The organism is Desulfovibrio desulfuricans DSM 642, from assembly GCF_000420465.1.
Taxonomy (GTDB): Bacteria; Desulfobacterota; Desulfovibrionia; order Desulfovibrionales; family Desulfovibrionaceae; genus Desulfovibrio; species Desulfovibrio desulfuricans.
In genome coordinates this window covers 413,611-435,221 of record NZ_ATUZ01000011.1, presented here as the reverse complement: position 1 = coordinate 435,221, position 21,611 = coordinate 413,611, and the positions used below count along the sequence as shown (strand labels likewise).

20 protein-coding genes are annotated in these 21,611 nt (G+C 57.4%); 8 read left to right on the top strand and 12 right to left on the bottom strand.

The annotated features are described in order from the left end of the window. Nucleotides 1–237: 237 nt before the first annotated feature. Nucleotides 238–750, top strand: coding sequence for a DUF2846 domain-containing protein (locus G449_RS0103625; RefSeq protein WP_022657949.1), 513 nt, complete (start codon nucleotides 238–240; stop codon nucleotides 748–750). A gap of 199 nt (nucleotides 751–949) precedes the next feature. Here the strand turns inward: G449_RS0103625 and G449_RS0103620 are convergent, their stop codons facing one another. Together G449_RS0103620 and sqr are read right to left on the bottom strand one after the other, a co-directional pair. Beyond that, nucleotides 950–1,615 (bottom strand): DUF1641 domain-containing protein, encoded by a 666-nt coding sequence (locus G449_RS0103620; RefSeq protein ID WP_022657948.1) that lies wholly within the window; start codon nucleotides 1,613–1,615, stop codon nucleotides 950–952. Nucleotides 1,616–1,629: 14 nt separating this feature from the next. Then, on the bottom strand, nucleotides 1,630–2,871 hold the full coding sequence (gene sqr / locus G449_RS0103615) for a type III sulfide quinone reductase, selenoprotein subtype (protein ID WP_027180675.1): 1,242 nt from the start codon (nucleotides 2,869–2,871) through the stop codon (nucleotides 1,630–1,632). A 266-nt stretch (nucleotides 2,872–3,137) separates the two neighbouring features. Here sqr and G449_RS0103610 point away from each other — a divergent pair, with 266 nt between their 5' ends. Continuing rightward, nucleotides 3,138–3,698 carry an energy transducer TonB gene (locus G449_RS0103610; RefSeq protein ID WP_022657946.1) on the top strand — a complete coding sequence of 187 codons (561 nt, stop codon included), beginning with the start codon at nucleotides 3,138–3,140 and terminating at the stop codon, nucleotides 3,696–3,698. 161 nt (nucleotides 3,699–3,859) lie between these two features. Here G449_RS0103610 and arsB read toward each other — a convergent pair whose 3' ends face one another. Genes arsB through G449_RS18610 form a run of 4 tightly spaced genes read right to left on the bottom strand, consistent with a single transcriptional unit; the run spans nucleotide 3,860 to nucleotide 6,634 of the window. Next, entirely contained in the window at nucleotides 3,860–4,918 is a 1,059-nt protein-coding gene (gene arsB / locus G449_RS15850; RefSeq protein ID WP_022657944.1) for an ACR3 family arsenite efflux transporter, read from the bottom strand. Between the two features lie 12 nt (nucleotides 4,919–4,930). Next, entirely contained in the window at nucleotides 4,931–5,404 is a 474-nt protein-coding gene (locus tag G449_RS15845) for an arsenate reductase ArsC (protein WP_022657943.1), read from the bottom strand. An 8-nt stretch (nucleotides 5,405–5,412) separates the two neighbouring features. After that, nucleotides 5,413–6,252, bottom strand: a complete 840-nt coding sequence (gene arsM / locus G449_RS0103595; RefSeq protein ID WP_022657942.1) for an arsenite methyltransferase — start codon at nucleotides 6,250–6,252, stop codon at nucleotides 5,413–5,415. Next, nucleotides 6,245–6,634: an ArsR/SmtB family transcription factor gene (locus G449_RS18610; RefSeq protein WP_022657941.1), complete on the bottom strand. Its 390-nt coding sequence runs from the start codon at nucleotides 6,632–6,634 to the stop codon at nucleotides 6,245–6,247. Before G449_RS18610 ends, arsM begins: the two co-directional genes overlap by 8 nt. Nucleotides 6,635–6,802: 168 nt before the next feature. On the opposite strand from G449_RS18610, the gene kdpA reads away from it, so the two are divergent. The 5 genes from kdpA to G449_RS0103565 are packed head-to-tail and all read left to right on the top strand — an operon-like array spanning nucleotide 6,803 to nucleotide 14,971. Continuing rightward, nucleotides 6,803–8,596, top strand: a complete 1,794-nt coding sequence (kdpA, locus tag G449_RS0103585) for a potassium-transporting ATPase subunit KdpA (RefSeq protein ID WP_022657940.1) — start codon at nucleotides 6,803–6,805, stop codon at nucleotides 8,594–8,596. Nucleotides 8,597–8,626: 30 nt separating this feature from the next. After that, the gene (gene kdpB, locus G449_RS0103580; RefSeq protein WP_022657939.1) at nucleotides 8,627–10,705 is read left to right on the top strand and encodes a potassium-transporting ATPase subunit KdpB; all 2,079 of its coding nucleotides are present in this window, start codon (nucleotides 8,627–8,629) and stop codon (nucleotides 10,703–10,705) included. Nucleotides 10,706–10,716: 11 nt separating this feature from the next. After that, nucleotides 10,717–11,352 carry a potassium-transporting ATPase subunit C gene (locus G449_RS15835; protein WP_022657938.1) on the top strand — a complete coding sequence of 212 codons (636 nt, stop codon included), beginning with the start codon at nucleotides 10,717–10,719 and terminating at the stop codon, nucleotides 11,350–11,352. 32 nt (nucleotides 11,353–11,384) lie between these two features. Next, nucleotides 11,385–14,204 carry a sensor histidine kinase gene (locus tag G449_RS15830; protein WP_022657937.1) on the top strand — a complete coding sequence of 940 codons (2,820 nt, stop codon included), beginning with the start codon at nucleotides 11,385–11,387 and terminating at the stop codon, nucleotides 14,202–14,204. Between the two features lie 14 nt (nucleotides 14,205–14,218). After that, nucleotides 14,219–14,971 carry a response regulator gene (locus G449_RS0103565; RefSeq protein WP_022657936.1) on the top strand — a complete coding sequence of 251 codons (753 nt, stop codon included), beginning with the start codon at nucleotides 14,219–14,221 and terminating at the stop codon, nucleotides 14,969–14,971. 154 nt (nucleotides 14,972–15,125) lie between these two features. Here G449_RS0103565 and G449_RS0103560 read toward each other — a convergent pair whose 3' ends face one another. The 6 genes from G449_RS0103560 to G449_RS0103535 all read right to left on the bottom strand — a co-directional run bounded on the left by G449_RS0103560 (nucleotide 15,126) and on the right by G449_RS0103535 (nucleotide 19,744). Then, the gene (locus G449_RS0103560) at nucleotides 15,126–15,392 is read right to left on the bottom strand and encodes an RNA recognition motif domain-containing protein (RefSeq protein ID WP_022657935.1); all 267 of its coding nucleotides are present in this window, start codon (nucleotides 15,390–15,392) and stop codon (nucleotides 15,126–15,128) included. An 827-nt stretch (nucleotides 15,393–16,219) separates the two neighbouring features. After that, nucleotides 16,220–16,501 (bottom strand): hypothetical protein, encoded by a 282-nt coding sequence (locus G449_RS0103555; RefSeq protein ID WP_027180673.1) that lies wholly within the window; start codon nucleotides 16,499–16,501, stop codon nucleotides 16,220–16,222. Between the two features lie 126 nt (nucleotides 16,502–16,627). Continuing rightward, on the bottom strand, nucleotides 16,628–16,858 hold the full coding sequence (locus tag G449_RS0103550; RefSeq protein ID WP_022657933.1) for a hypothetical protein: 231 nt from the start codon (nucleotides 16,856–16,858) through the stop codon (nucleotides 16,628–16,630). Nucleotides 16,859–16,931: 73 nt separating this feature from the next. Beyond that, nucleotides 16,932–18,476 carry a fused MFS/spermidine synthase gene (locus G449_RS0103545; protein ID WP_022657932.1) on the bottom strand — a complete coding sequence of 515 codons (1,545 nt, stop codon included), beginning with the start codon at nucleotides 18,474–18,476 and terminating at the stop codon, nucleotides 16,932–16,934. Nucleotides 18,477–18,531: 55 nt separating this feature from the next. Then, nucleotides 18,532–19,071 carry a tRNA adenosine(34) deaminase TadA gene (tadA, locus tag G449_RS15825; RefSeq protein WP_051135365.1) on the bottom strand — a complete coding sequence of 180 codons (540 nt, stop codon included), beginning with the start codon at nucleotides 19,069–19,071 and terminating at the stop codon, nucleotides 18,532–18,534. Nucleotides 19,072–19,078: 7 nt separating this feature from the next. Beyond that, on the bottom strand, nucleotides 19,079–19,744 hold the full coding sequence (locus G449_RS0103535; protein WP_022657930.1) for an LOG family protein: 666 nt from the start codon (nucleotides 19,742–19,744) through the stop codon (nucleotides 19,079–19,081). 252 nt (nucleotides 19,745–19,996) lie between these two features. Here G449_RS0103535 and G449_RS0103530 point away from each other — a divergent pair, with 252 nt between their 5' ends. Then, a complete protein-coding gene (locus G449_RS0103530; protein WP_022657929.1) occupies nucleotides 19,997–21,607 on the top strand; it encodes an MBL fold metallo-hydrolase RNA specificity domain-containing protein in 1,611 nt (536 codons plus the stop codon). Nucleotides 21,608–21,611 lie beyond the last annotated feature (4 nt).

Sequence of the window (21,611 nt, the reverse complement as noted above, 5' to 3'; positions counted from 1 at the left end):
TGCATTTATTGGTTCGACAAACACCCCAAAACCTGCCGCCCTTCGCACCCTGCACCACCCCAACAATACCTATCACGTTTGCGTTTCGACCTAGTCCAGCATGCCTATCAGTGTCGCTATATTGATCGGAACGGAGAATATCCCTTCTTGCGCAAATGTTTTCACTTCCTCCTATCCAAAAACTGGGTTGAGACGATATTTGCGGACTGATAAACCAGTATAAAATTGGAGGGAATTATGAATAAGCTGCTTTCGTTCAGTATCGTGGCGTTACTGTTCCTCTTTTCTGTGGGTTGCGCAAAAATGCCGCTTCGCGGTGATTATGTGGAGGAAAAGTCGCCTCCACAAATACAAGCTGATGAACAAAGCGCCGCTATTGTCTTCTTTCGCGAGTGGGCATTTACTGGTGGTGGAATGAGCTATTTCATAACTGAAGACACTAACAACATCGGTCTGCTGAAAGCCGGTTCCTATTTTGCATACCGTGCAGCCCCTGGCAAACATACATATTCAGCTGAAACAGAAGCAAGATCGTCCGTCACGCTGGATGTTCAACCTGGTCAGACTTATTACATCGAAGGTGGAATAGGCATGGGTTTCTGGGCAGGACGTCCTCAACTTTCAGAAGTTACCAAACCGATATTTGATAAAGTAAAACCAGACTTGAAGTATATACGCCTTGCAACACCAGAAGAAGCCGCACAGTTCAAAGAAAAAGAACAAAAACGAGATTCGGGAACGACACTGTAGACGACCAGCTTTCATCCCCCCTGCCGCTACCCTGCGGAATGCATGTGAAACTATTTTTTGAATAAAAATTGACTTCAGGATTTGGCCGACACCGGGCACAAGGGCAGTTCAAGCAAACGTCCGCCGAAGCTGCACAACTTCGGCGGACTTTGCATTTATAGACGAACAGTTCCGGGGAACGCGTTCAGATAACCTCTGGTTATTTGGACGCGCTCTGGCCCGTGAACTTTCCTGCTACTTTTATCAGCTCGGCAAGCAGTCCCAGAGTCTGTTTGCCTTCCGCGCTGCCAAGCGCCCCAATAAGGCCAAAGACGCCCGTGGGCTTCACGTTGGCCGTGTCGATCTCGCCCAGCATGCCGATCAGGTTCGTGATCTTGGCTTGCAGGTCGGGGTCGGCAAGGCGCTGCAACTGGCTGATCAAAAAGGCCAGGCCTTCGCCTGTTTTGGCAATGTCTTCCGGGCTCATGGAGCCAAGCAGGTTACCGCCGGCGTTTTTGAATGCAGACATCTTTTCAAACACGCCATCCTTTTCCCACTCACCCATCTTTTCAATGATGTGCGGAAAAGTCGGCGCAAACGCAGGGTGCAGAATCTTCCACAGGTCGGTGGCGTTCTCGAGCTGGTCGAGCAGCCACGTAAGCCTGGGAACAGTCAGCAAACCCTTTCGGCCCAGATCCAGAATGTCGTCAAGCGTAACCCTGCCGTTGAGGGTCTCCATCTCTTCAACAATAAGGCGAAAGGCATGGTTCCCAATGGGCGTCAGCTCGCTCAGAAGCATGCTGCTGCTTTCCTTGCTCGCTTGAAGGTCGCTGAGCCTGCCTTCAATGGCTTCCAGCCGCTCAAGAATTTTATCTTCAGGTGTCATATGATCCCTCCGGTCTACTTGCTTCTCAGCAAGGAGGTATCTTTCCCTGCAAGATACATATTGGGTTCAAACGGGAGCTCATGACCTTTCAGCATGAGGTTGTAATACACCCACTTGAACATGAGCTTACCCCAATAGTTGATGTGGCTTTCGCCCAGCAGCTCAAAGGGGCCAACGCCAGGCAGCGGGAACATGCCCGGCAGGGGTTCCACAGCGTAGCTGAAGTCGATCAGCGAGGCTTTTTCAAAGCCTGTGACGATAAAGCAGTTGGTGTGGCCGTCAAACCTGTAATAGTTGTCGGTGCCTTCAATGTCGGCCATCAGGTTCTGGGCGATCACGTCCGCTTCAAAGTGGGCCACAGACCCGGCTTTTGACGCGGGGACGTTTGTTGCGTCGCCGATGATATACATGTTCTCGAACTTCTTGGACTTCAGCAGTTCCTTGTCCGTATCAATAAAGCCGGTCACGTCGGAGACTTCAGATTCAATAAGGAATTCCTGCCCAAGGTTCGGGGGAATGCTCACCAGCAGGTCGTAGGGGATTTCATCGCCCGTGACGGAAGCGATCACGGCGCGGTCGGCTTCCACGCTGTCCACAGTCCAGTTTGTGGTGACCTTGATGCCCTTCTGCTCGCACAGCGCGCCAAGAATGTTGTTTGCCACAGGCTTGGTAAAAGCACCCGTAAGCGGCGTGACAAGCTCAATTTCCACATCTTTGCGCACGCCCATCTTTTGCAGATACCAGTCGGCCATGTACACAAATTCCAGAGGCGCAACCGGGCACTTGATGGGGGTTTCGCAAATATGGAGAACAAGACGACCCTTCTTGAAGTGCTTCAGCTTGTTGCCAAGCGCCGCAGCGCCGTCATGGGTGTAGAAGTTGTGGATTTTGCCGCCCCAGTCGTCCAGAAGGCCGGGCACTTCATCAGGAGCGATTCTCGCGCCAGAGGCAACAACAATCCAGTCATAGGTGTGGGTGCTGTTTTTGCATTCAACCTTGCGCTGAATCGGATCAACAGCGGTGATCGTATCAATCACGAAGTTAACTCCGCGGCTGATAAAATCCTTTTTGGGACGAACGCAACCCTGCGGCGTATCAACCCCAAACGGAATCAGGAGCCAGCCGGGCTGATAGTGATGGACGGGATCCCGGTCAATCAGCGTTATTTCCCATTCTCTTTCACTCAAGAGCTTTCTCATTTTCGTGGCGATCATGGTTCCGCCAGCGCCAGCACCAAGAATAAGCAATTTTTTCATGCAATTAACCCCAAAATAAAATATATAGCAGTGCGCCATAAAAAGGTTTCCCTACTACGACCAGCCACAATCACTGCGCGCCGATATCATAGTAAGATGGTATTATTTGCGTACTACCACAGCTAATTTCCAACTGCACTATTTTTGTCAATAAAAATGGCTATATATCATTTAATACCTACTAAATAAGTATTTTATTGCGCGCATATGCATACCTGGCTGCGACCTGTGGCAGTGACTATTTTTCTGGAAAGTTAGGGAGATGCATGAAACTCCCAACAAACGTGGGCATCGCTGAGGGCTATCAAAAAAGGAGAGGCAGGCGTAGGTTGATAAAGAAGGATGTGTGTTCCTTGGCAAATAATTTCTTCGTAACCCTGGTTTATGGAAAAATCCAAATGCGTACACACAATAACAAACTCTTATTCCTTATTGCCTTAACTCTACTGCTCATATATTCCTGCACAAGGAATTCAACTCCACCTTCTGAACCTGCGCAAAAAGAGGCCTCTTCTATTGCAGCGGCCAGCAAAATGTCGCCAATGGAAAATTATATTCACGATTTTATGGAGACTGTGCGCCAGTATTGGGCATTTTCATCACCACTGGATGAGCCTATGGCTTGCACAATAGATGTGGATATCTCGTCAGACGGAGAAATTGTAGCATACAAGCTTATAAAGAGCTCCGGAAACAAGTATTTTGACAACTCCGCCCAGAACGCCATAGTGCGAACCCAGAGAAGCGGCGTGCGGCTCCCGCCTCCTGAACCTCTCCCCAAGGGTCTGACCATTATTTTCAACCTGCCTGAAAGCAGCAGGCGATGAAGCACTGGGCAAAGAGACCAGTTTTAAAACACCGAGAAGCAAAAAACACATCAAATTTGCCATTACTCAGTTAGCACGAAGAAGGCCGCCCTTTGGGCGGCCTTCTGCAATTACGGGCATGTTTTCCAGTCAGATCAGTAGAAATTCCCGGGCAAGGCCGGTCAGGCCGTTTCCCGCCCGGCAAAATACCTGCGGCGAATATACAGGGCCACATTCACAAGGGCGATGAGTACCGGCACTTCCACCAAGGGGCCGATAACCGCCACAAAGGCCTCGCCGGAATTGAGACCGAACACGGCAATGGCCACGGCAATGGCAAGCTCAAAGTTGTTGGACGCAGCAGTGAACGACAACGTTGCCGATTGTTCATAGTTCGCCCCTGCCCGCCATGAAAGGTAGAATGAAAACAGGAACATCACGAGAAAGTAAATCAGCAGGGGGACGGCAACCTTCACAACATCCATAGGCAGTTGCACAATGTACTCGCCCTTGAGAGAGAACATCACAACAATGGTGAACAGCAGCGCCCGCAACGTCCATGGGCTGATACGCGGAATAAAAACATTCTCGTACCAGTCCTCCCCCTTGACCTTGAGTCCGTAGAAACGGGACACAATGCCCCCAATAAAGGGGATGCCAAGGTAAATGAACACGCTTTCGGCAATCTGCCCAATACTCACATCCACAACCGCCCCCGAAAGGCCAAGCCAGCCGGGCAGCACGGTGATAAACACATAGGCGTAGACAGAAAAAAACAGCACCTGAAATATGGCGTTAAAGGCCACAAGCCCCGCGCAATATTCCCTGTCGCCCCCGGCAAGGTCGTTCCACACAATGACCATGGCAATGCATCTGGCAAGGCCGATCAGTATGAGCCCCACCATGTAGCTGTTGTTGCCGGAAAGAAAGGCTATCGCCAGCAAAAACATAAGAACCGGGCCGATCACCCAGTTTTGCACCAGCGAAAGCAGCAAGACCTTTTTATCGCGAAACACCCGGCCAAGCTGCTCGTATTTCACTTTCGCCAGCGGCGGATACATCATCAGGATAAGACCGATGGCAATGGGAATATTGGTGGTGCCCACCTGAAAAAAGTTAATGACGTTTTTAATGTCCGGCACCGCCCAGCCAAGCCCCACGCCCGCGAACATGGCGAGAAAAATCCACAGGGTCAGGAACCTGTCGAGAAATGAAAGTCGCTGCAAAGTTGACTGACTCATAATTTCTGCCCCTTAGTGCGCGGCTATGCCGTCAAGAGTGCTCTGCAAGGTGCCTGCATCCATTCCTGGGTTGGCCTCCAGCTGCCGCACCAGGGCTGTTACGCGCCTGCGCAGAACCTCCAGCGTTTCGGCAAAGGCGACCCTGATTGTGGCCTCATCCCCCAGCACCTTGGCCGGGTCAGGCATGCCCCAGTGGCTGCGTATTACTGAGCCAAAGTACACGGGGCAGGCTTCACCCGCCGCATCGGCGCACAGGGTTATGACCACCGAGGGCTTTTCCGGCAGATCATCCCATGATTTGCTTGCAAGGCCAGCGGCTGAAATTCCGGCCTCGGCCAGAGCCTCAAGAGCGCGGGGGTGCACATAGCCCGCAGGCTTGCTGCCAGCGCTCTGCGCTGTCAGCCCCGCCGGGGCCATAGACCGAAAAAGCGCCTCGGCAATAACCGAACGGCAGGAATTGCCAGTGCATAAAAAAAGGATGTTCATACTTACCTCTATTTTCTGGCTTCAATGGAAAGACTGACGATATAATCCGCCATTTCCTCACCCTTGGGCAGAGCCTCGGCGATCTGCCTGTACAGCGGGTCGTTCCAGTTCTGCATGTTTCGCACATAGTCGGGCTTTGGTGTGAGTTCTATGGAGGAAAAGCCCGCGTCTTCAAGCATGCCACGGGTTTCACTTACCAGCACGGCACCGGCCACACACCCTACCAGCGCTGCCGCCATTTCCCGAACTGTATCCGGCAGCATCTTCAGCAGAGCCAAATCTGAAACAGACACCTTGCCACCAGGCTTCAATACGCGAAAAACTTCGCGCCACACCTGCGGCTTGTCTGGCGAAAGGTTGATGACGCAATTGGAAAGAACCACATCAACGCACGCATCCGGCACGGGCAGATGTTCAATTTCGCCAAGGCGGAACTCCACATTGGCAAGCCCCGTGCGCTGCTGATAAAAATCAGCATTTTTGCGGGCCTTGGCGATCATTTCCGGCGTCATGTCCACGCCGATGACACGCCCCCCCGCCTTTACCCTTTCACCAGCCTGAAATGCGTCAAAGCCTCCGCCGCTGCCAAGGTCAAGCACGGTCTGGCCTTCCCGCAATGCGGCTATGGCCACAGGGTTACCGCACGAGAGCCCCATGTTTGCCCCTTCCGGCAGCTTGGCTAGGTCTTCAGCCGAGTAGCCTATGGCCTGCGCCAGCCGTGCAGGGCTATGGGTACCGCACGAGCCGCCGCAGCAGCAGGCGTTCTTACCCGTGGCAATAGCCGCGTATCCGGCGCGCACAGTTTCGCGCACCTGTTCATTGTGTGCAGTTTTTTCAGCATCACTCATGGCCGCTCTCCGGGTCAGAGGTTTTGTCCCCGCAACAGTCGGGCAGAAACACCGCATCAACGCAACTCTCACGGCGATACGCCCTGCACTGTTCGGGATGGCCAGAGCAGCATTCGGCGGTCAGATAGGATATGGTTTCAAGCATCAGGGGGATGTTTGCCCGGTAGCGCGTGTTGCGCCCCTCACGCTCCATACTGGCAAGCCCGCTGTGGACAAGGGTTTTCAGATGAAAAGAAAGGTTGGTCTTGGGGATATCCGCCAGGCGGGAAAGCTCCCCCGCCACCAGACCGTCAGGGGCATGCTTGACCAACAGGCGAAAAATGCAAAGGCGCGCCTCGGACGTAAGGGCTTCAAACACCTGGGTAGCTTTTTTTGTTTCCATTGGACAATCATTCAACACCAATTGAACAATGTCAAGCGTGCTGACAACGAAAACAACCATCGGCCTTAATACAAATTTTATACTCCCGCCCCAAGTTTAACACCCCTTTTATGCGCTTTTTCATACCGTGCTTCCGTGGGCAAGGTTTACGCCCCACAGGAGGAAGTTATGGAAAACATGGTCGGGCAATGCCTGCTGTACATCATGCTGCTCGCCCTGCTGGCATGGCCCCTGGGCATTTACATGGGCAAGGTCATGGACGGAGAGCCGTTCTGGCTGCAAAAAGTGCTGACCCCTTGCGAGCGCGGCCTGTACCGCGCCATGGGCATCAACCCGGCGGAACAGATGGGCTGGAAGCGCTACCTTGGCTGCGTGCTGGCCTTCAGTGCCGTGAGCATTGTGGTTCTCATGCTGCTGCTCATGGCGCAGGGCAGCCTGCCCCTGAATCCGCAGGGCATAGCCGGAACAAGTTGGGATCTAGCGCTGAACACGGCGGTGAGCTTTGTCACCAATACCAACTGGCAGGCCTATTCGGGCGAAAGCGCCATGAGCTATCTGGCCCAGATGGCGGGGCTTACGGTGCAGAACTTTGTTTCCGCCGCTGTGGGCATTGCGGTGCTGTTCGCCTTTATCCGTGGACTGCGCGCACGAATAACAGAAACATCCGGAGGGCCAGATACTTCCGCCATGCCAGCCGTTTCAGGTCTCGGCAACTTCTGGGCAGACGCCACCCGTGCCACCCTGTATATCCTTGTGCCGCTCTCTCTGACGCTTTCGCTGCTGCTCATCTGGCAGGGCGTGCCGCAGAATTTTTCCCCTTACAAAACTGTTGCCCTGCTTGAACCGCTTACAACCGAAGAAGGGGCCACCGTTACGGAACAAATGGTTCCTCTGGGGCCGCAGGCTTCGCAGGTTGCGCCCAAGCAGCTTGGCACCAATGGCGGCGGCTACAACGGCGTCAATTCCGCCCACCCGCACGAAAACCCAACTCCTCTCGCAAACATGCTGGAAATGCTGGCTCTGCTGCTCATTCCCGCAGGGCTGTGCTTCACCTTTGGCAGGCAGATCAAGGACATGCGTCAGGGCGTAGTCATATTTATCGCCATGATCCTGCTGCTGACCGCCGCCATTGGCTTCACCGTCTGGGCCGAACAGATCGCCACCCCGCAACTGGCCCAGGGTGGGCAGGTTGATCTTGCCGCCAGCAGCGGCCTGCTGGCTCAGGCCGGGGGCAATATGGAAGGCAAGGAAGCGCGCTTCGGCATAACCAATAGTGCCATCTGGGCAGCCGCCACAACTGCCGCTTCCAACGGCTCTGTCAACGCCATGCACGACAGCCTCACGCCGTTGGGCGGGCTGGTTCCCATGGTGCTCATGCAGTTGGGCGAAGTAGTCTTTGGCGGCGTAGGCAGTGGCCTGTACGGCATGCTGGCCTTTGTGCTGCTGACAGTCTTCATGGCGGGCCTGATGGTGGGCCGCACCCCCGAATATCTGGGCAAAAAGGTGGAACCCTTTGAAATGAAGATGGCCGTTGTGGTCTGCCTGACCACGCCAGTCGTCATCCTGATCGGGGCTGGTCTGATGAGCATTGTTCCGCAGGTTGTGGAAAGCCTGAGCAACGCCCTGCCCCACGGCTTCAGCGAGCTGCTCTATGCCGCCACTTCTGCCGGGGCAAACAATGGCTCGGCTTTTGCCGGGCTGAACGCCAACACGCCTTTTCTGAATGTACTGCTGAGCGCACTTATGCTTGCCGGGCGCTTTGTGCCCGTGGCTGCCATACTTGCCGCCGCAGCAAGTATGGCGGGCAAAAAGACCGTGGCCGCAAGCTCCGGCACTCTTTCCACCAGCAATGGCATGTTTGTTTTTCTGCTCATATTTGTGGTGCTGCTGGTGGGCGCTCTGAGCTTCTTCCCCGCTCTGGCTCTTGGCCCCGTGGCCGAACATCTGCAAATGGCGCGTTAATTAACGCGCTCAATAATAAAGGATACAGCCATGTCAGCCAAAACTGTACATGCCCCGCGCAACAGCCGGATGATCCGGCGGGCCCTTGGCGACTCGTTCATCAAGCTGGCCCCGCACATTCAGGTGCGCAATTTTGTCATGTTCACCGTGTACCTTTCCGCCATCATGACCAGCGGCCTTGCTCTGGCAGGGGCGTGGGGATTCATCCCCGCTGTCGCTAACCAAAGTGCATTTGCCTGCGCCATTGCCGCCATACTCTGGTTTACGGTGCTCTTTGCCAATTTTGCGGAAGCCATTGCCGAAGGCCGGGGCAAGGCGCAGGCCGACAGCCTGCGCAAATCGCGCAAGAGTGTTGACGCCCGCAAGCTGCCGGCCCCTGCGCAGCACGATGCCTTTGTGATGACCTCTTCCACCGAACTGAAACCCGGCGACTACGTGCTTGTGCTGGCAGGCGAGATGATCCCTGCCGACGGCGATGTGACCGAAGGGGCAGCCTCTGTGGATGAAAGCGCCATCACGGGCGAATCCGCCCCGGTCATACGGGAGAGCGGCGGCGACCGCAGCGCCGTTACCGGCGGAACTACGGTACTTTCCGACTGGCTGGTGCTGCGCGTTACCAGCGAGGTTGGCCGCAGCTTTCTGGACAAAATGATCGCCATGGTCGAAGGGGCCGCCCGCCAGAAAACCCCCAACGAAATAGCCCTGAACATCCTGCTGGTGGCGCTTACGGTCATCTTTCTGCTGGTCACGGGCACACTGTGGTGCTTTGCCCGCTTTGCGGCAGGTCAGAACCATGCGGCAAACCCGGCGGATGTTACCTCGCTGGTGGCGCTCTTTGTCTGCCTGGCCCCAACCACCATCGGCGCACTGCTTTCGTCCATAGGCATTGCGGGCATGAGCCGCCTCAATCAGGCCAACGTGCTTGCCATGAGTGGACGCGCCATTGAAGCTGCTGGCGATGTGGATGTGCTCCTGCTCGACAAGACAGGCACCATAACCCTTGGCAACCGGCTGGCCGTCAGCTTTATACCTGTGGACGGCCACACCGAGCAGGAACTGGCGGAGGCCGCCCGCCTTGCCTCGCTTGCGGATGAAACCCCCGAGGGCCGCAGCATTGTACAACTGGCAAACAGCCTGTTCCCGCAGAACGGCACAATATCCCCTGAAAAGGATACGGTCTTTGTTCCCTTTTCCGCGCATACCCGCATGAGCGGTGTTGACGCGCGGGGTTCCTCAATACGTAAAGGCGCGGCAGACGCCGTGCGCGCTTTTGCGGAGCAGCTTGGCGGGCGTTTGAGCACCCAGTGCGATGAAGTGGTGCAAAGCATTGCCCGCCAGGGCGGCACGCCGCTGGTGGTTGCCCGCGATGCCGCAGTGCTTGGCGTGATCCACCTCAAGGACGTCATCAAGGACGGTGTGCGCGAAAAATTTGGCGAGCTGCGCCGCATGGGCATCAGAACCGTCATGATTACGGGCGACAATCCGCTTACTGCCGCCGCCATTGCCGCCGAGGCCGGGGTGGACGACTTTCTGGCCGAGGCCACGCCGGAAACAAAACTGAACCTTATCAGGGAATATCAGGCCAAGGGACATCTGGTCGCCATGACGGGCGACGGCACCAATGACGCCCCGGCTCTGGCGCAGGCGGACGTGGCGGTTGCCATGAACACGGGCACGCAGGCCGCCAAGGAAGCGGGCAACATGGTTGATCTGGATTCCTCGCCAACCAAACTGCTGGATATCGTGCGTATCGGCAAGCAGTTGCTCATGACGCGCGGCAGCCTCACAACCTTTTCCCTTGCCAACGACGCGGCAAAATACTTTGCCATCATCCCGGCCCTGTTCATGGGCCTGTACCCCGGCCTTGCCGCACTCAACATCATGGGCCTGCATAGCCCGCAAAGCGCCATACTGGCGGCCACCATATACAATGCCCTCATCATTGTGGCCCTCATTCCACTGGCCTTGCGCGGCGTGCCCTACCGGGAGGAAAGCTCTGAGCTGCTGTTGCGCCGCAACCTCTTTATTTACGGCCTTGGCGGGCTCGCGGCCCCCTTTGCCGCCATCAAACTTATTGACCTCTGCCTGGTCGGCCTTGGGCTGGCCTGAGGAGAAGCATCATGTCCATCACAACATTGCTGCGCCGCTCTCTGGTTTTTCTGTGCATCATGACGGCCCTCACCTGCGTCTATACCGGCGCGCTCACCCTGGCGGGCAAGGCGCTGTTTCCCTTTCAGGCCGAAGGCAGTATCATTGCCGCCAAGGGCAGGCAGTACAGCACATTGCTGGGCCAACCCTTCACAGCCGCCAAACACCTTTGGGGCCGCCCCGTGAGTGCAGACACCGCTACGTATACCGACAACGGCAGGCCCCTGCTCTACGCCGGGCCAAGCAACAAAAGCCCTGCCACAGCCGCATACGCTACAACGTTGCAGGAGCGCGCGGCACGCATCCGGCTGGCGCATCCGGAAAAATCCGGCCAGCCCATTCCTGTGGATCTGCTGACGGAATCAGGCAGCGGGCTTGATCCGCATATTTCGCCAGCCGCCGCAGAGTTTCAGGTGGAGCGGCTGGCCCGCACCACAGGTTTTACGGCTTCGGAAGTGCGCCGTACCATCGCCATGTACACGCAAGGGCGCACCCTGGGGCTGCTGGGCGAGGCGCGGGTCAACGTGCTTGAAGTCAATCTGGCGCTGGAAGGCCTGCTGCCCAACGGACGCACTGCTTCAGTGGCATCGGCCGCTGCTCCCCGCTGAATGCCGGGCGGCATACGAACCTGGAAACAACCATGACAGACAGCTACAAACGTCCATCCCCAGATGCCCTGCTTGCCCAGTTGCAACAGGTGGCTCCGGGCGGCAAGCCCCTCGCTGGCGAGGCGGGCACAATCGTGCGCCCATCACCCAGAGGATTGCTCAAGATATTTTTCGGCTATGCGGCTGGCGTGGGCAAAACATATTCCATGCTTCGGGCGGCCCACGCCGCTCAGGAACAGGGACACCGCATTGTTGTGGGCTATGTGGAGCCGCACCCAAGGCCGGAAACAGCGGCCCTGCTGCCGGGTCTGGAAGCCGTGCCGCTCCTGCGGATCGAGCACAGGACCATCACGCTCAACGAACTGGATGTGGATGCCGTACTGGCCCGCAAGCCGGAAATCGCCCTTGTGGACGAGCTGGCCCACTCCAATACGCAGGGCTGCCGCAACCGCAAGCGCTTTCAGGATGTGGAAGAGCTGCTCCAGGCGGGCATATCCGTATGGACCTCGGTCAACGTGCAGCATCTGGAAAGCCTCAATGATGTGGTTGCCGCCATGACCGGAGTTGTGGTGCGCGAGCGCATACCCGACAGCGTATTTGACGGGGCCGATCAGGTGGAGCTGGTTGATCTGGAGCCAGACGAGCTCGTATCACGCCTGCGCGAAGGCAAGATATACGCCGAGGCGCAGGCGCAACGGGCGCTGGGGCACTTTTTCCTGCCTGCGAATCTCATCGCTTTGCGGGAGATTGCCCTGCGCCGCATGGCCGACCGCGTCAACCGGCGGGCATCCGCAGCTGGCGGAGGGCAGGAAACAGGGCGTCAGATCAAGGAGCACATTCTCATCTGCCTTTCAGGCGCGCCCAGCAATGCGCGGGTTATCCGCACCGCCGCCCGCATGGTAGAGGCCTTTCATGCTGATTTTACAGCCCTTTTTGTACAAAACGCTGCGCCGCGCCGAAGTGACGCCAAAAGCCGCGACACACTGCACAGCAACCTGAAACTGGCGGAAGACCTGGGGGCGGTTATCGTGACCCTGCACGGCGAGGACGTTCCCGCCCAAATAGCGGAGTACGCGCGCATGAGCGGGGTGAGCAAGATTGTGGTGGGCCGCTCCCCGGCTGGCGGGTGGCTGTTCCGCAAAAGCAAGACGCTGGTGGAACGCCTTGCCGAACTTGCGCCGGAGATGGAAACCTACATTATCCCCGATGCCGTGCCCGTGGGCAGAACGCCCGAACATGCCGGGCCTTTGTTTGCAGCGCTCAGGGCATTGCGGGGCACAGCCCCCCGTTCCTGGCGGCAATGGTGCGCCACCTCTGCGATCATGGCCGTGTGCAGCGTCGCAGGCCTGCTCATGTTCTCGCTGGGCATGCCCAATGGCGGCATTGCGGGTCTGTACATGCTCGGAGTGTTGGGCGTTTCCATCCTCACCACCGGGCCGTGGTACGGCGTGGCGGCCTCTGTGGCCGGGGTGGGCCTTTTCGATTTTCTCTTTGTTGAGCCGCGTTTCAGCTTTACAGTTTACGATACGGACTATGTGGGGCTTTTTTGCGCAATGCTGCTGGTTTCCGCCGCCACCAGCGCCATCACGGGGCGGGCCCGCATGCAGGCGAGGCAAAGCGCAGTGCGGGCGCTGCATACGGAGCTGCTTCTGGGCAACAGCCGCCGCCTGCAAAAAGCCAAGGACGAACCTGCCATCCTGCTGGAAACTGCCCGCCAGCTTGGCACCCTGCTGGGGTGCGAAACAACGCTCTATTCCGTGCGGCAAGGACTGCTTGAAACCCGGCCCATTTTCCCCTACCGGGCTGACAAAATGCAGGGTTCTGGCAGCCCACGCGCTGCCTCCCGGCACAGCAAGGACACGCCAAAGGACGAACTGGGCGTTGCCCAGTGGGTTGCCAAAAATAACCGCCCTGCCGGCGCGGGAACAGATTCCCTGCCCGGATCACGACACAGCTTTATCCCCATCAGCAGCCAGTCTGCCGTGCTCGCCGTGGCCGAGTTGCATGTTCTGCCAGGTCGCACGGCTCCGCTTGCCGATGCCAACAGCAAAAACCTTGTTCTGGCCCTGGCAGGGGAATGCGCGCTGGCTCTGGAAAAAGAACGACTCACGCAGGCCAACGCCAGCATTGCCGTACGTGCGCAGCAGGAAAAACTGCGTGCCGATGTGCTGCGCTCCATCTCGCACGATCTGCGCACGCCGCTCACCGGCATCTGCGGCAATGCCGCCATCCTTGCCGAGCAGGGCGTGTCCTGCTCGCCGGAACGCAATGCGGCCCTAGCCTCTTCCATTGAAGAGGAAGCCCGCTACCTTGTGGGCATGGTGGAAAATCTGCTGGCCCTCACCCGTCTTGAGCAGCAGGACTTTACTCTTCGCCTTGAGCCGGAACTGCTTGAAGATGTTATTGCAGAAGCCGTGCAGATCACCAGCCGCCGTGCAGCGCAACACGATTTGCGCGCGGAAATGCCCGAAGGCCTGCTTATGGCCCGCATGGACGCGCGGCTCATGGTGCAGGTGCTGGTCAACCTGCTGGACAATGCCGTCAAACATACGCCAGCGGGAACAGCCATCCGCATACGGGCGAGGGCTGACGGGCCGTGGGTCAGGCTGGAAGTTGCCGATAACGGCCCCGGAATTTCAAAAGAGGAACAGAACCGCATTTTTGACATGTTCCACTCCGCAGCCATAAAAAATGGCGATGGCCGCAGAGGCATGGGGCTTGGGCTGGCCTTGTGCCGCAGCATTGTGCAGGCCCACGGCGGAAGTATTGAGGTATTTGACAACACGCCGCATGGCGCGGTTTTTTCCATGACTTTGCCGCGCGAAACCGAAGATTTTACCCTCCCGGCCTGACAGAAGGAGCCTCCATGCCGCTAAATTCGCCAGCTGCTACTCCGCCAGCGCAGAACGCCAACGGCGTTCCCGAGCGTATTCTTGTGGTCGAAGACGACAAGGTCATCCGCGCGCTTGTGACCACCACACTTGAGAGCCGCGGCATATCCTTTCTGACCGCCGCCACCGGGCGCGAGGCCCTTGCAGAGGCTTCGCGGGCAAATCCCGACGTCATCCTGCTTGATCTTGGCCTGCCGGATATGGACGGCGTGGATATCATCCGGGCGGTGCGCCAGTGGTCCATGCTGCCCATCATTGTGCTGAGCGCCCGAACGGAAGATGACGACAAGGTGGCCGCGCTGGACGCAGGTGCGGACGACTACCTTACCAAACCTTTCAGCGTTGATGAACTGCTGGCCCGGCTGCGCGCCGCCCTGCGGCGCGTTCGTTATGAGCGCGGGCACATGGGCCACAGTGAAAGCAGCTTTGAAAATGGCGAACTGAAAATTGATTTTGCCGCAGGGTGCGTGAGCGTTGCCGGACAACAGGTGCATCTTGCGCCCATGGAATACAAACTGCTGTGTCTGCTGGCAAACAATGTGGGCAAGGTGCTTACACACAAAACAATCCTGCAGGCCGTGTGGGGCAGTGCCCTGCCGCAGTCGCTTCCTTCATTGCGCGTGTTCATGGCAACCTTGCGCAAAAAACTGGAGGCCGCCTCGCCGCAATGTGATTGCATCCGCACCCATGTGGGCATCGGCTACCGCATGAGCCGATATGAAGGCTGACTCGGGACAGCCTGCTGTTCCTTTCGCATTGTCATGAGGCCGTACTCTTCTCTGCGCAACAGCCGGGCACGCAGCCCTGTTCGTTAAAACTGTTTTTAAGACAAAAGAAGGCCGCGATTTCTCGCGGCCTTCCATATCAAGCGAATTTGGTCGACTACCAGCGACGGGGGGCGGGCTTTTTGGGCTCAGCCTTGTTGATGCGAAGGGCGCGGCCGTCAAATTCCTTGCCGTCAAGAGCGGCAATGGCATTGATGGCGTCGGCGTCTTCCATTTCCACAAAGCCAAAGCCACGGGCGCGGCCGGTTTCGCGGTCGGAAACGAGCTTCACGGAAAGAACTTCGCCGTAGGGGCTGAACAGGGATTCAACGCTTTCCTGAGTGGCGGACCAGGGCAGATTGCCGACGTAGATAGAAGTAGCCATAAAGACTCCAGAGATTACGGGAGGTAGACTTTCCGCTTGGAGCCTTACCCATGTAAAGCCTCTGCAAAAAAATTTACTATACCCAATCAGTGATTGCCTGAACATAGTTTGGGGCATTTTCAATGTCAATAGATATTATTTTTTTCAAGCAAAAAACTGGGCCTGCCCGCTGGCGGTACCGCATTTCCCTACCGGTTCGCAGTGTTTTTTGCCAAACTTCAGCTTTCTCAATTTTGTTTGGCACGAAATGCGGGTATACTGTATTTTTTGGATATGGAATACCCGCTAAAATTCGGTACCGCTATGTCCATACAGCAATCAGATTTTTTCAGCGGAGCTTGGCAGGGTGTTTTTGCAGTGCATTGCCTGCCCTCCAGCCGACATGCGTCTGCAACAGCAGGCTGTCGATAATCCTTAACGCAACGCTAACGCCCCCCTCGATATGTTTCAACATACATAATGGTAGCGGACAGGCCGCAACTGCGCCGCAACCATTGCCTCCGCAGCCACAGCTGCGTATACGCCGATGCTGCCACATGGGCGTATCCCCTTCCCTCCTCCTGCGCGAAGCGCCCTGATAAACCGGGGCGCTTCCTGCGCATGGCAGTACAAAAGCCTGTTTGAGGGCTTTTGTACTGCCAACCTCAGCCCTGCTCCACAAAAAAAGGCCGACTCTCCAGAAAGAGTCGGCCTTTGCCAGATGGCATAGCTGGTTAAATACACTGCGAGCTGCGGTGTGAAATGTGCACGCGCAGGCATGCGCTTACCCCGGTTTAACGCGGAGTGTATTTGCAAAAGCTGTAACTGCCCGCTCTGCCGAGGCTTTTCTAATTGATCCAGGAACTCAGGGCGTCAACAATCTTGCGGGCCTGATCCGCGCTGGAAATGTTGAATTTGGACTGCTGGCGGTATTCGCCCCCCGCCTTTTTGTAGCGGCGGATAACGTACATGTCCGGGCCAAAGCAATCCTTTTCGGGCTGCCACTGCTGGTAGCGAAAAAGTATGGTCGTCCACGCACCCTTGCTCAGTACAACCTTGTCCAGTTCGTTAACGATCACCTGACCGTTTTCCTCAAACTGCACTGTGAGATCATCAATTGTTTCGTTCAAAAAAGCCCCCCAAGTAGGCATTAGTAACGTAGTAACAGCAATCAAGGGCCAAGCGCTGCCTTCCGGGCCTTGCGGCCATCCGGCACAGACGGGCAGCGGCGGGCAACCGCGCTTCTGACAAAAAACTTACCCGGCGTGTTCGACCAGCATCCCTTTGACACTTTCCGGTAGTTCCGGCCTCTTCAGCACCATTTCGGCGGGGCCGGGACCATAGCTGTTGGCAGTCACTCCAGCAGAGGCAGAAAGAGCCATCAGTTCTTCCGCCGTGGTCAGAGAACTGCCGCTTACATACTTTCTCCCAACGATACCCAGCACGAGATCATTGGGATTGACGGGTTTGACAACACTATTGTCCATATGCGCCTCCCTCACGTTAGGGCACAAGAATAGCTTTTTCCTCTGCCCTCTGCAAGCATTGCCGCCTGCGCGCCTACTGGCGCAACAAAACCAGCGTGTAGCGTTCCACCGGGGCAAAATCATCCGTAAGCGCAGGGGTGGCAAAAGGGTCTGGGCCCGTGTACCTGCTTGCCAGCATATCGGCAAGGCGCAAGCCGCCTGAATCGGCATTTTCTGTGCCTGCTGCCGCAAGGGATGGCAACGCGCCCGCCGTGATGGCGGGCCGCTGCTCGGGAAAAGCGGCAAGCATAAGGTTTTGCAGCTTGTCGGGTGGTTCGCCGCCAGCGCAATACACCTGCACCTCGGCAAAAGACTGCCGCAATGCGTTGAAAATCCCCTGGAACAGGCGGCCATCCTGCCCTTCCACGGCGGAAATGACGTTCATGAGCACAACCCCGCCAGGAGCCACCGCCCGCCGCAGAGCGGCGGCAGCCTCGCTCGTTCCCATCTGGAAAGGCACGGCGTAGTGCGAGTTGAAAACATCCACAAACACCAAGTCATACTGATCACGCTGACGGTTCAAAAAAGCCCTGGCGTCCTCGTGGCGCACTGTCAGGCGGGGATCGTCGCGCAGCGAAAACCAGCGCCGGGCCGTTTCCGTCATGGCCGGGTCAAGCTCCACAACTGTCACGCGCGTGGCCTCGGGCTTTGCCAGAGGGGAATTATCGGCCAGCAACCACTTTGGAACAGAATATCCTCCGCCGCCAAGCATGAGCACCCGGCTCGCATGGGGCGTAAAATGCGGCCCCAGCGCATAAAACTGGGTGTACCGAAAATACAGCTCATTGGGGGCATCCAGATACATGCCCGACTGGCTGTAACCGGGGTCAGTAGCCATAAGACGCACGGGCCTGCCGTTCTGCGCCCAGTCTACACCTTCAAAAATGCGGATGCTGTTATAGGGGCTTTCCACAAGATGGCTCATGGCCCTGCCATCCTGCCAGCGGCCATAGATTGCCGCCGCCACAGCCATAAGCCCGCATACAGCCAGCAGCACGGCGCGTAAACGTACCCGCCCCCCGCCGTTGCACAGCGAAAGCCCCAGCATGGCCGCAGCCACACCCCACAAGATGCTCGTGCTGCCCAAAAAGGATATGAGAATAAAGCCGCCCAGAAAGGTTCCCACAATACTGCCCGCAGTGGAGAGGGCGTAAAGCCTGCCCACGGTAGCACCTGAGGAATCCACGCTCTCGATGCGCAGGCGTATGGCATAAGGCGTCACCATGCCGAAAAAAAAGGCGGGCAGGGCAAAAATGCACACCGCCGCCAGAACCGCCGCCGCATACAGGTTACCCACGGCAGCCGTCACCCATTGGCCGATGGCCTCATGGCACAAGGCCGTCAGCCCGCTGCCAAGGCCTGCCCCGGCCAGAGCCAGGGCCAGCCCCCGCCGGGAAAGAGTTTTGTCGGCCATCCGCCCTCCCGCCCATGCGCCCAAGGCAAGGCAGGCCAGCACCACGCCTATAAGGCTTGTCCACACTACGGCAGATGTTCCCACATGCGGGGCCAATACCCGCGCGCCGACCATTTCAAGCACCATGACCAGCGCGCCGCTCATAAATACTGTCAGTTCGAGCATACTGCTCCTGTGGCAGGTTGTGCGGCGGATGCAGGACTCAGACCCCGCCGCGGCTTCATTTCGACATGCCAGCCGGCTCGCGCCTCTGGCCAAAAAAGTCGTGCAGCAAGGCGGCGCATTCCTCGGAAAGCACGCCGCCCATGTGCCATACCCTGTGATTGGCGCACTGGGCGTCAAAATATTCGGCTCGGGAAACAACAGCCCCGGCCAGGGGGTCGGCTGCGCCGTACACAAGCCCCGCAATGCGCGCATGGATTATGGCAGCGGCGCACATGGCGCAGGGTTCAAGCGTCACCACCAGCACACACTGGTTGAGCCTGTAGTTGCCAAGCGCAGCCCCGGCGGCCCGAAGCGCCAGCACCTCGGCATGGGCGGTGGGATCATTGCCGCCGATGGGCGCATTGCCGCAACAGGCAAGGATGCGGCCACCCGGAGCCACTACCAGCGCGCCCACGGGCACCTCGCCCGCTGCGCCGCTGGCGCGGGCCTTTTCCAGGGCAAGCCGCATCAGCCCCTGCCATGTATGACCCGGCGGGGGCGGCGTTAACGGCCCGGCAGGAGAAAAGGCCCGCGCGTCAGAGCTACCCGTATTCATACGGCGGCTAAATAATTACCCTGCACAACTGGGCAACCACTTCTTCGGGCGTGTCGCAAACCGTAATGAGTTTGTCGATTTCACCTTCCTTGATGAAGCCCCGCGCAACCATGGTCTTGCGCATCCATTCCAGCAGGCCGCTCCAGTAGCTCGAATCGTACAGAATGATGGGAAAGGGCCGTGTGCGCCCGGTCTGGGCCAGCACAAAGGCCTCGGAAAGTTCATCAATGGTGCCCATGCCGCCGGGCATGACCACGTAGGCCATGGCATATTTGACAAACATGAACTTGCGGATGAAAAAGTAGCGGAAATTGCAGCGTGTTTTTACATACTGGTTGCAACCCTGTTCATGCGGCAACTGGATGTGCAGGCCAACGGAAACGCCGCCTGCCTCGCACGCGCCCTTGTTGGCGGCTTCCATAATACCGGGGCCGCCGCCGCTGATGATGCCAAATCCAGCCTCCACGAGCAGGCGCGAAATTTTTTCAGCATCTTTATATTCCTGCGAATCCGGTTTGCACCGCGCAGTGCCAAAAAGGGATATGCATTTGACCTTGAGCGCGTTGAGCGTATCAAGCGCCTCCACCATTTCCGCCATGATGCGGAAGGTGCGCCAGGATTCTGTGGTGACGGAAGTGAGATCGTCAATCATGTTCTGTTGCAGTTCAGGCATGAATGCTCCTTGTTCCTCTTGAAGTATGGGGGGAGGCCTGCACGCAAAAGACGCCGCACGGGCCCATAACTTTCAGTATATGTGGGCCTTCGGCCAAAGGCAATGCGGGAACATTGCCGGCTGTGCCCTTGCTTGACGCTGGGGCGCGCTTGCGGCTATGGAAAAAAGTCTCCTTGCGTCTTTTCCGCCTTGTATCGCGGTCAGCAAGGGGCTTGCGGCCTCTCAAGCCGCCAACCCTCAGTGGAGGAACAAATGAAAGTACAATTTCTGGGCGCGGCGCAAACCGTGACCGGTTCGTGTTATATGGTTGAAGCGGCTGGCAAGCGTTTTTGCATCGACTGCGGCATGCATCAGGGCAACAAGGCCATTGAAGCCCGCAACCGCGAAGCTGAACTTTATCAGCCCACCGCTATTGACTTTATTCTTGTCACCCACGCCCACATTGACCACTCCGGCCTGCTGCCCAAGATGGTCAAGGAGGGCTTTGCCGGCCCCATTTTCTGCACCAAGGCCACCAGCGAACTGCTGGACCTCATGTTGCAGGACAGCGCCCACATTCAGGAAATGGAAGCCCTGTGGGAAGCGCGCAAATACCAGCGGCGCGGGCTTAAAAATCCCCCCACGGCCCTGTACAATGTTGAGGACGCCCAAAAAACGGCTACCCTTTTTCAGACTGTCGATTACCACAAGGTGTTTGAGCCTGCACCGGGCATTCGCGTAACCTACTATGATGCTGGCCATATTCTTGGTTCCGGCTCCTTGCGCCTTGAGGCCGATGAAGACGGCAAAACCACCAGCCTCATATTTTCGGGCGACATTGGCCGCCCGCAGTCGCTCATTGTGCGCAGCCCAGAAACCCCGCCCAAGGCCGACTACGTGTTCATGGAATCCACCTACGGCGACCGTGACCACAAGGACGAAAGCCTCAGCGTGGACGAACTGGGCGAAGCCATTGCCTACAGCTACGGCAAGGGCGAAAAGGTAATTATTCCGGCATTTGCCGTGGAGCGCACGCAGGAAGTGCTCTATTGCCTGCACATGCTCACCAAGCAGAACAAACTGCCAGCGGATATGCCCGTATTTGTGGACAGCCCCCTGGCCATCCGCGCCACAGAAGTTTTTGAGCGCAACCGCGAACTTTTTGACGATGAAGCCCTCAAAATGCTCAACGGCGGCGATGATCCCTTCTCGCTGCCCAACCTGCGCTACACGCTTTCCGCAGCCGAATCTCAGGCCATCAATGACTACAAGGGCCCTGCCATCGTCATTTCTGCCAGCGGCATGTGCAACGCGGGCCGTGTGCGCCACCACCTGCGCCACAATATCTGGAAGCCCGGCGCAAGCATTGTTTTTGTGGGCTATCAGGGCGTGGGTACGCCGGGCCGCAAGCTGGTGGAAAAAGCCAAAAAGATCACTCTGTTCGGCGAAGATGTTGAAGTTGCCGCCCGCATTTTCACCATCAACGGATTTTCCGGCCACGCCGGGCAAAGCCAGCTGCTTGAATGGCTCAAACCGCTGACCGGCAACGGCGCGCAGGTGGTGCTGACTCACGGCGAAACAAAGGCCCAGAGCGTGCTGGCCGGACTCATTGAGCAAAAATTCGCCAAGCGCCCCCTTATTGCCACCTATCTTGAAGAAATGGTGCTTGAAGGGCCGCAGCTCACCGAAACCGTGCAGCACGAAACCCAGGCCCATCCCCGCGTCAACTGGACGTTCCTCACGGACGAGGTGGAACGCAAATGGGGCATGTTCAAAGACAAGATGGCCGATGTTGAAAACCGCCCCTGGGTGGAACAAACCGAGCTGCAGGAGGCCATGGAAAAGATGGATTACGCCCTCACCCGCCTGCTCTCACGCATGTAGGCCG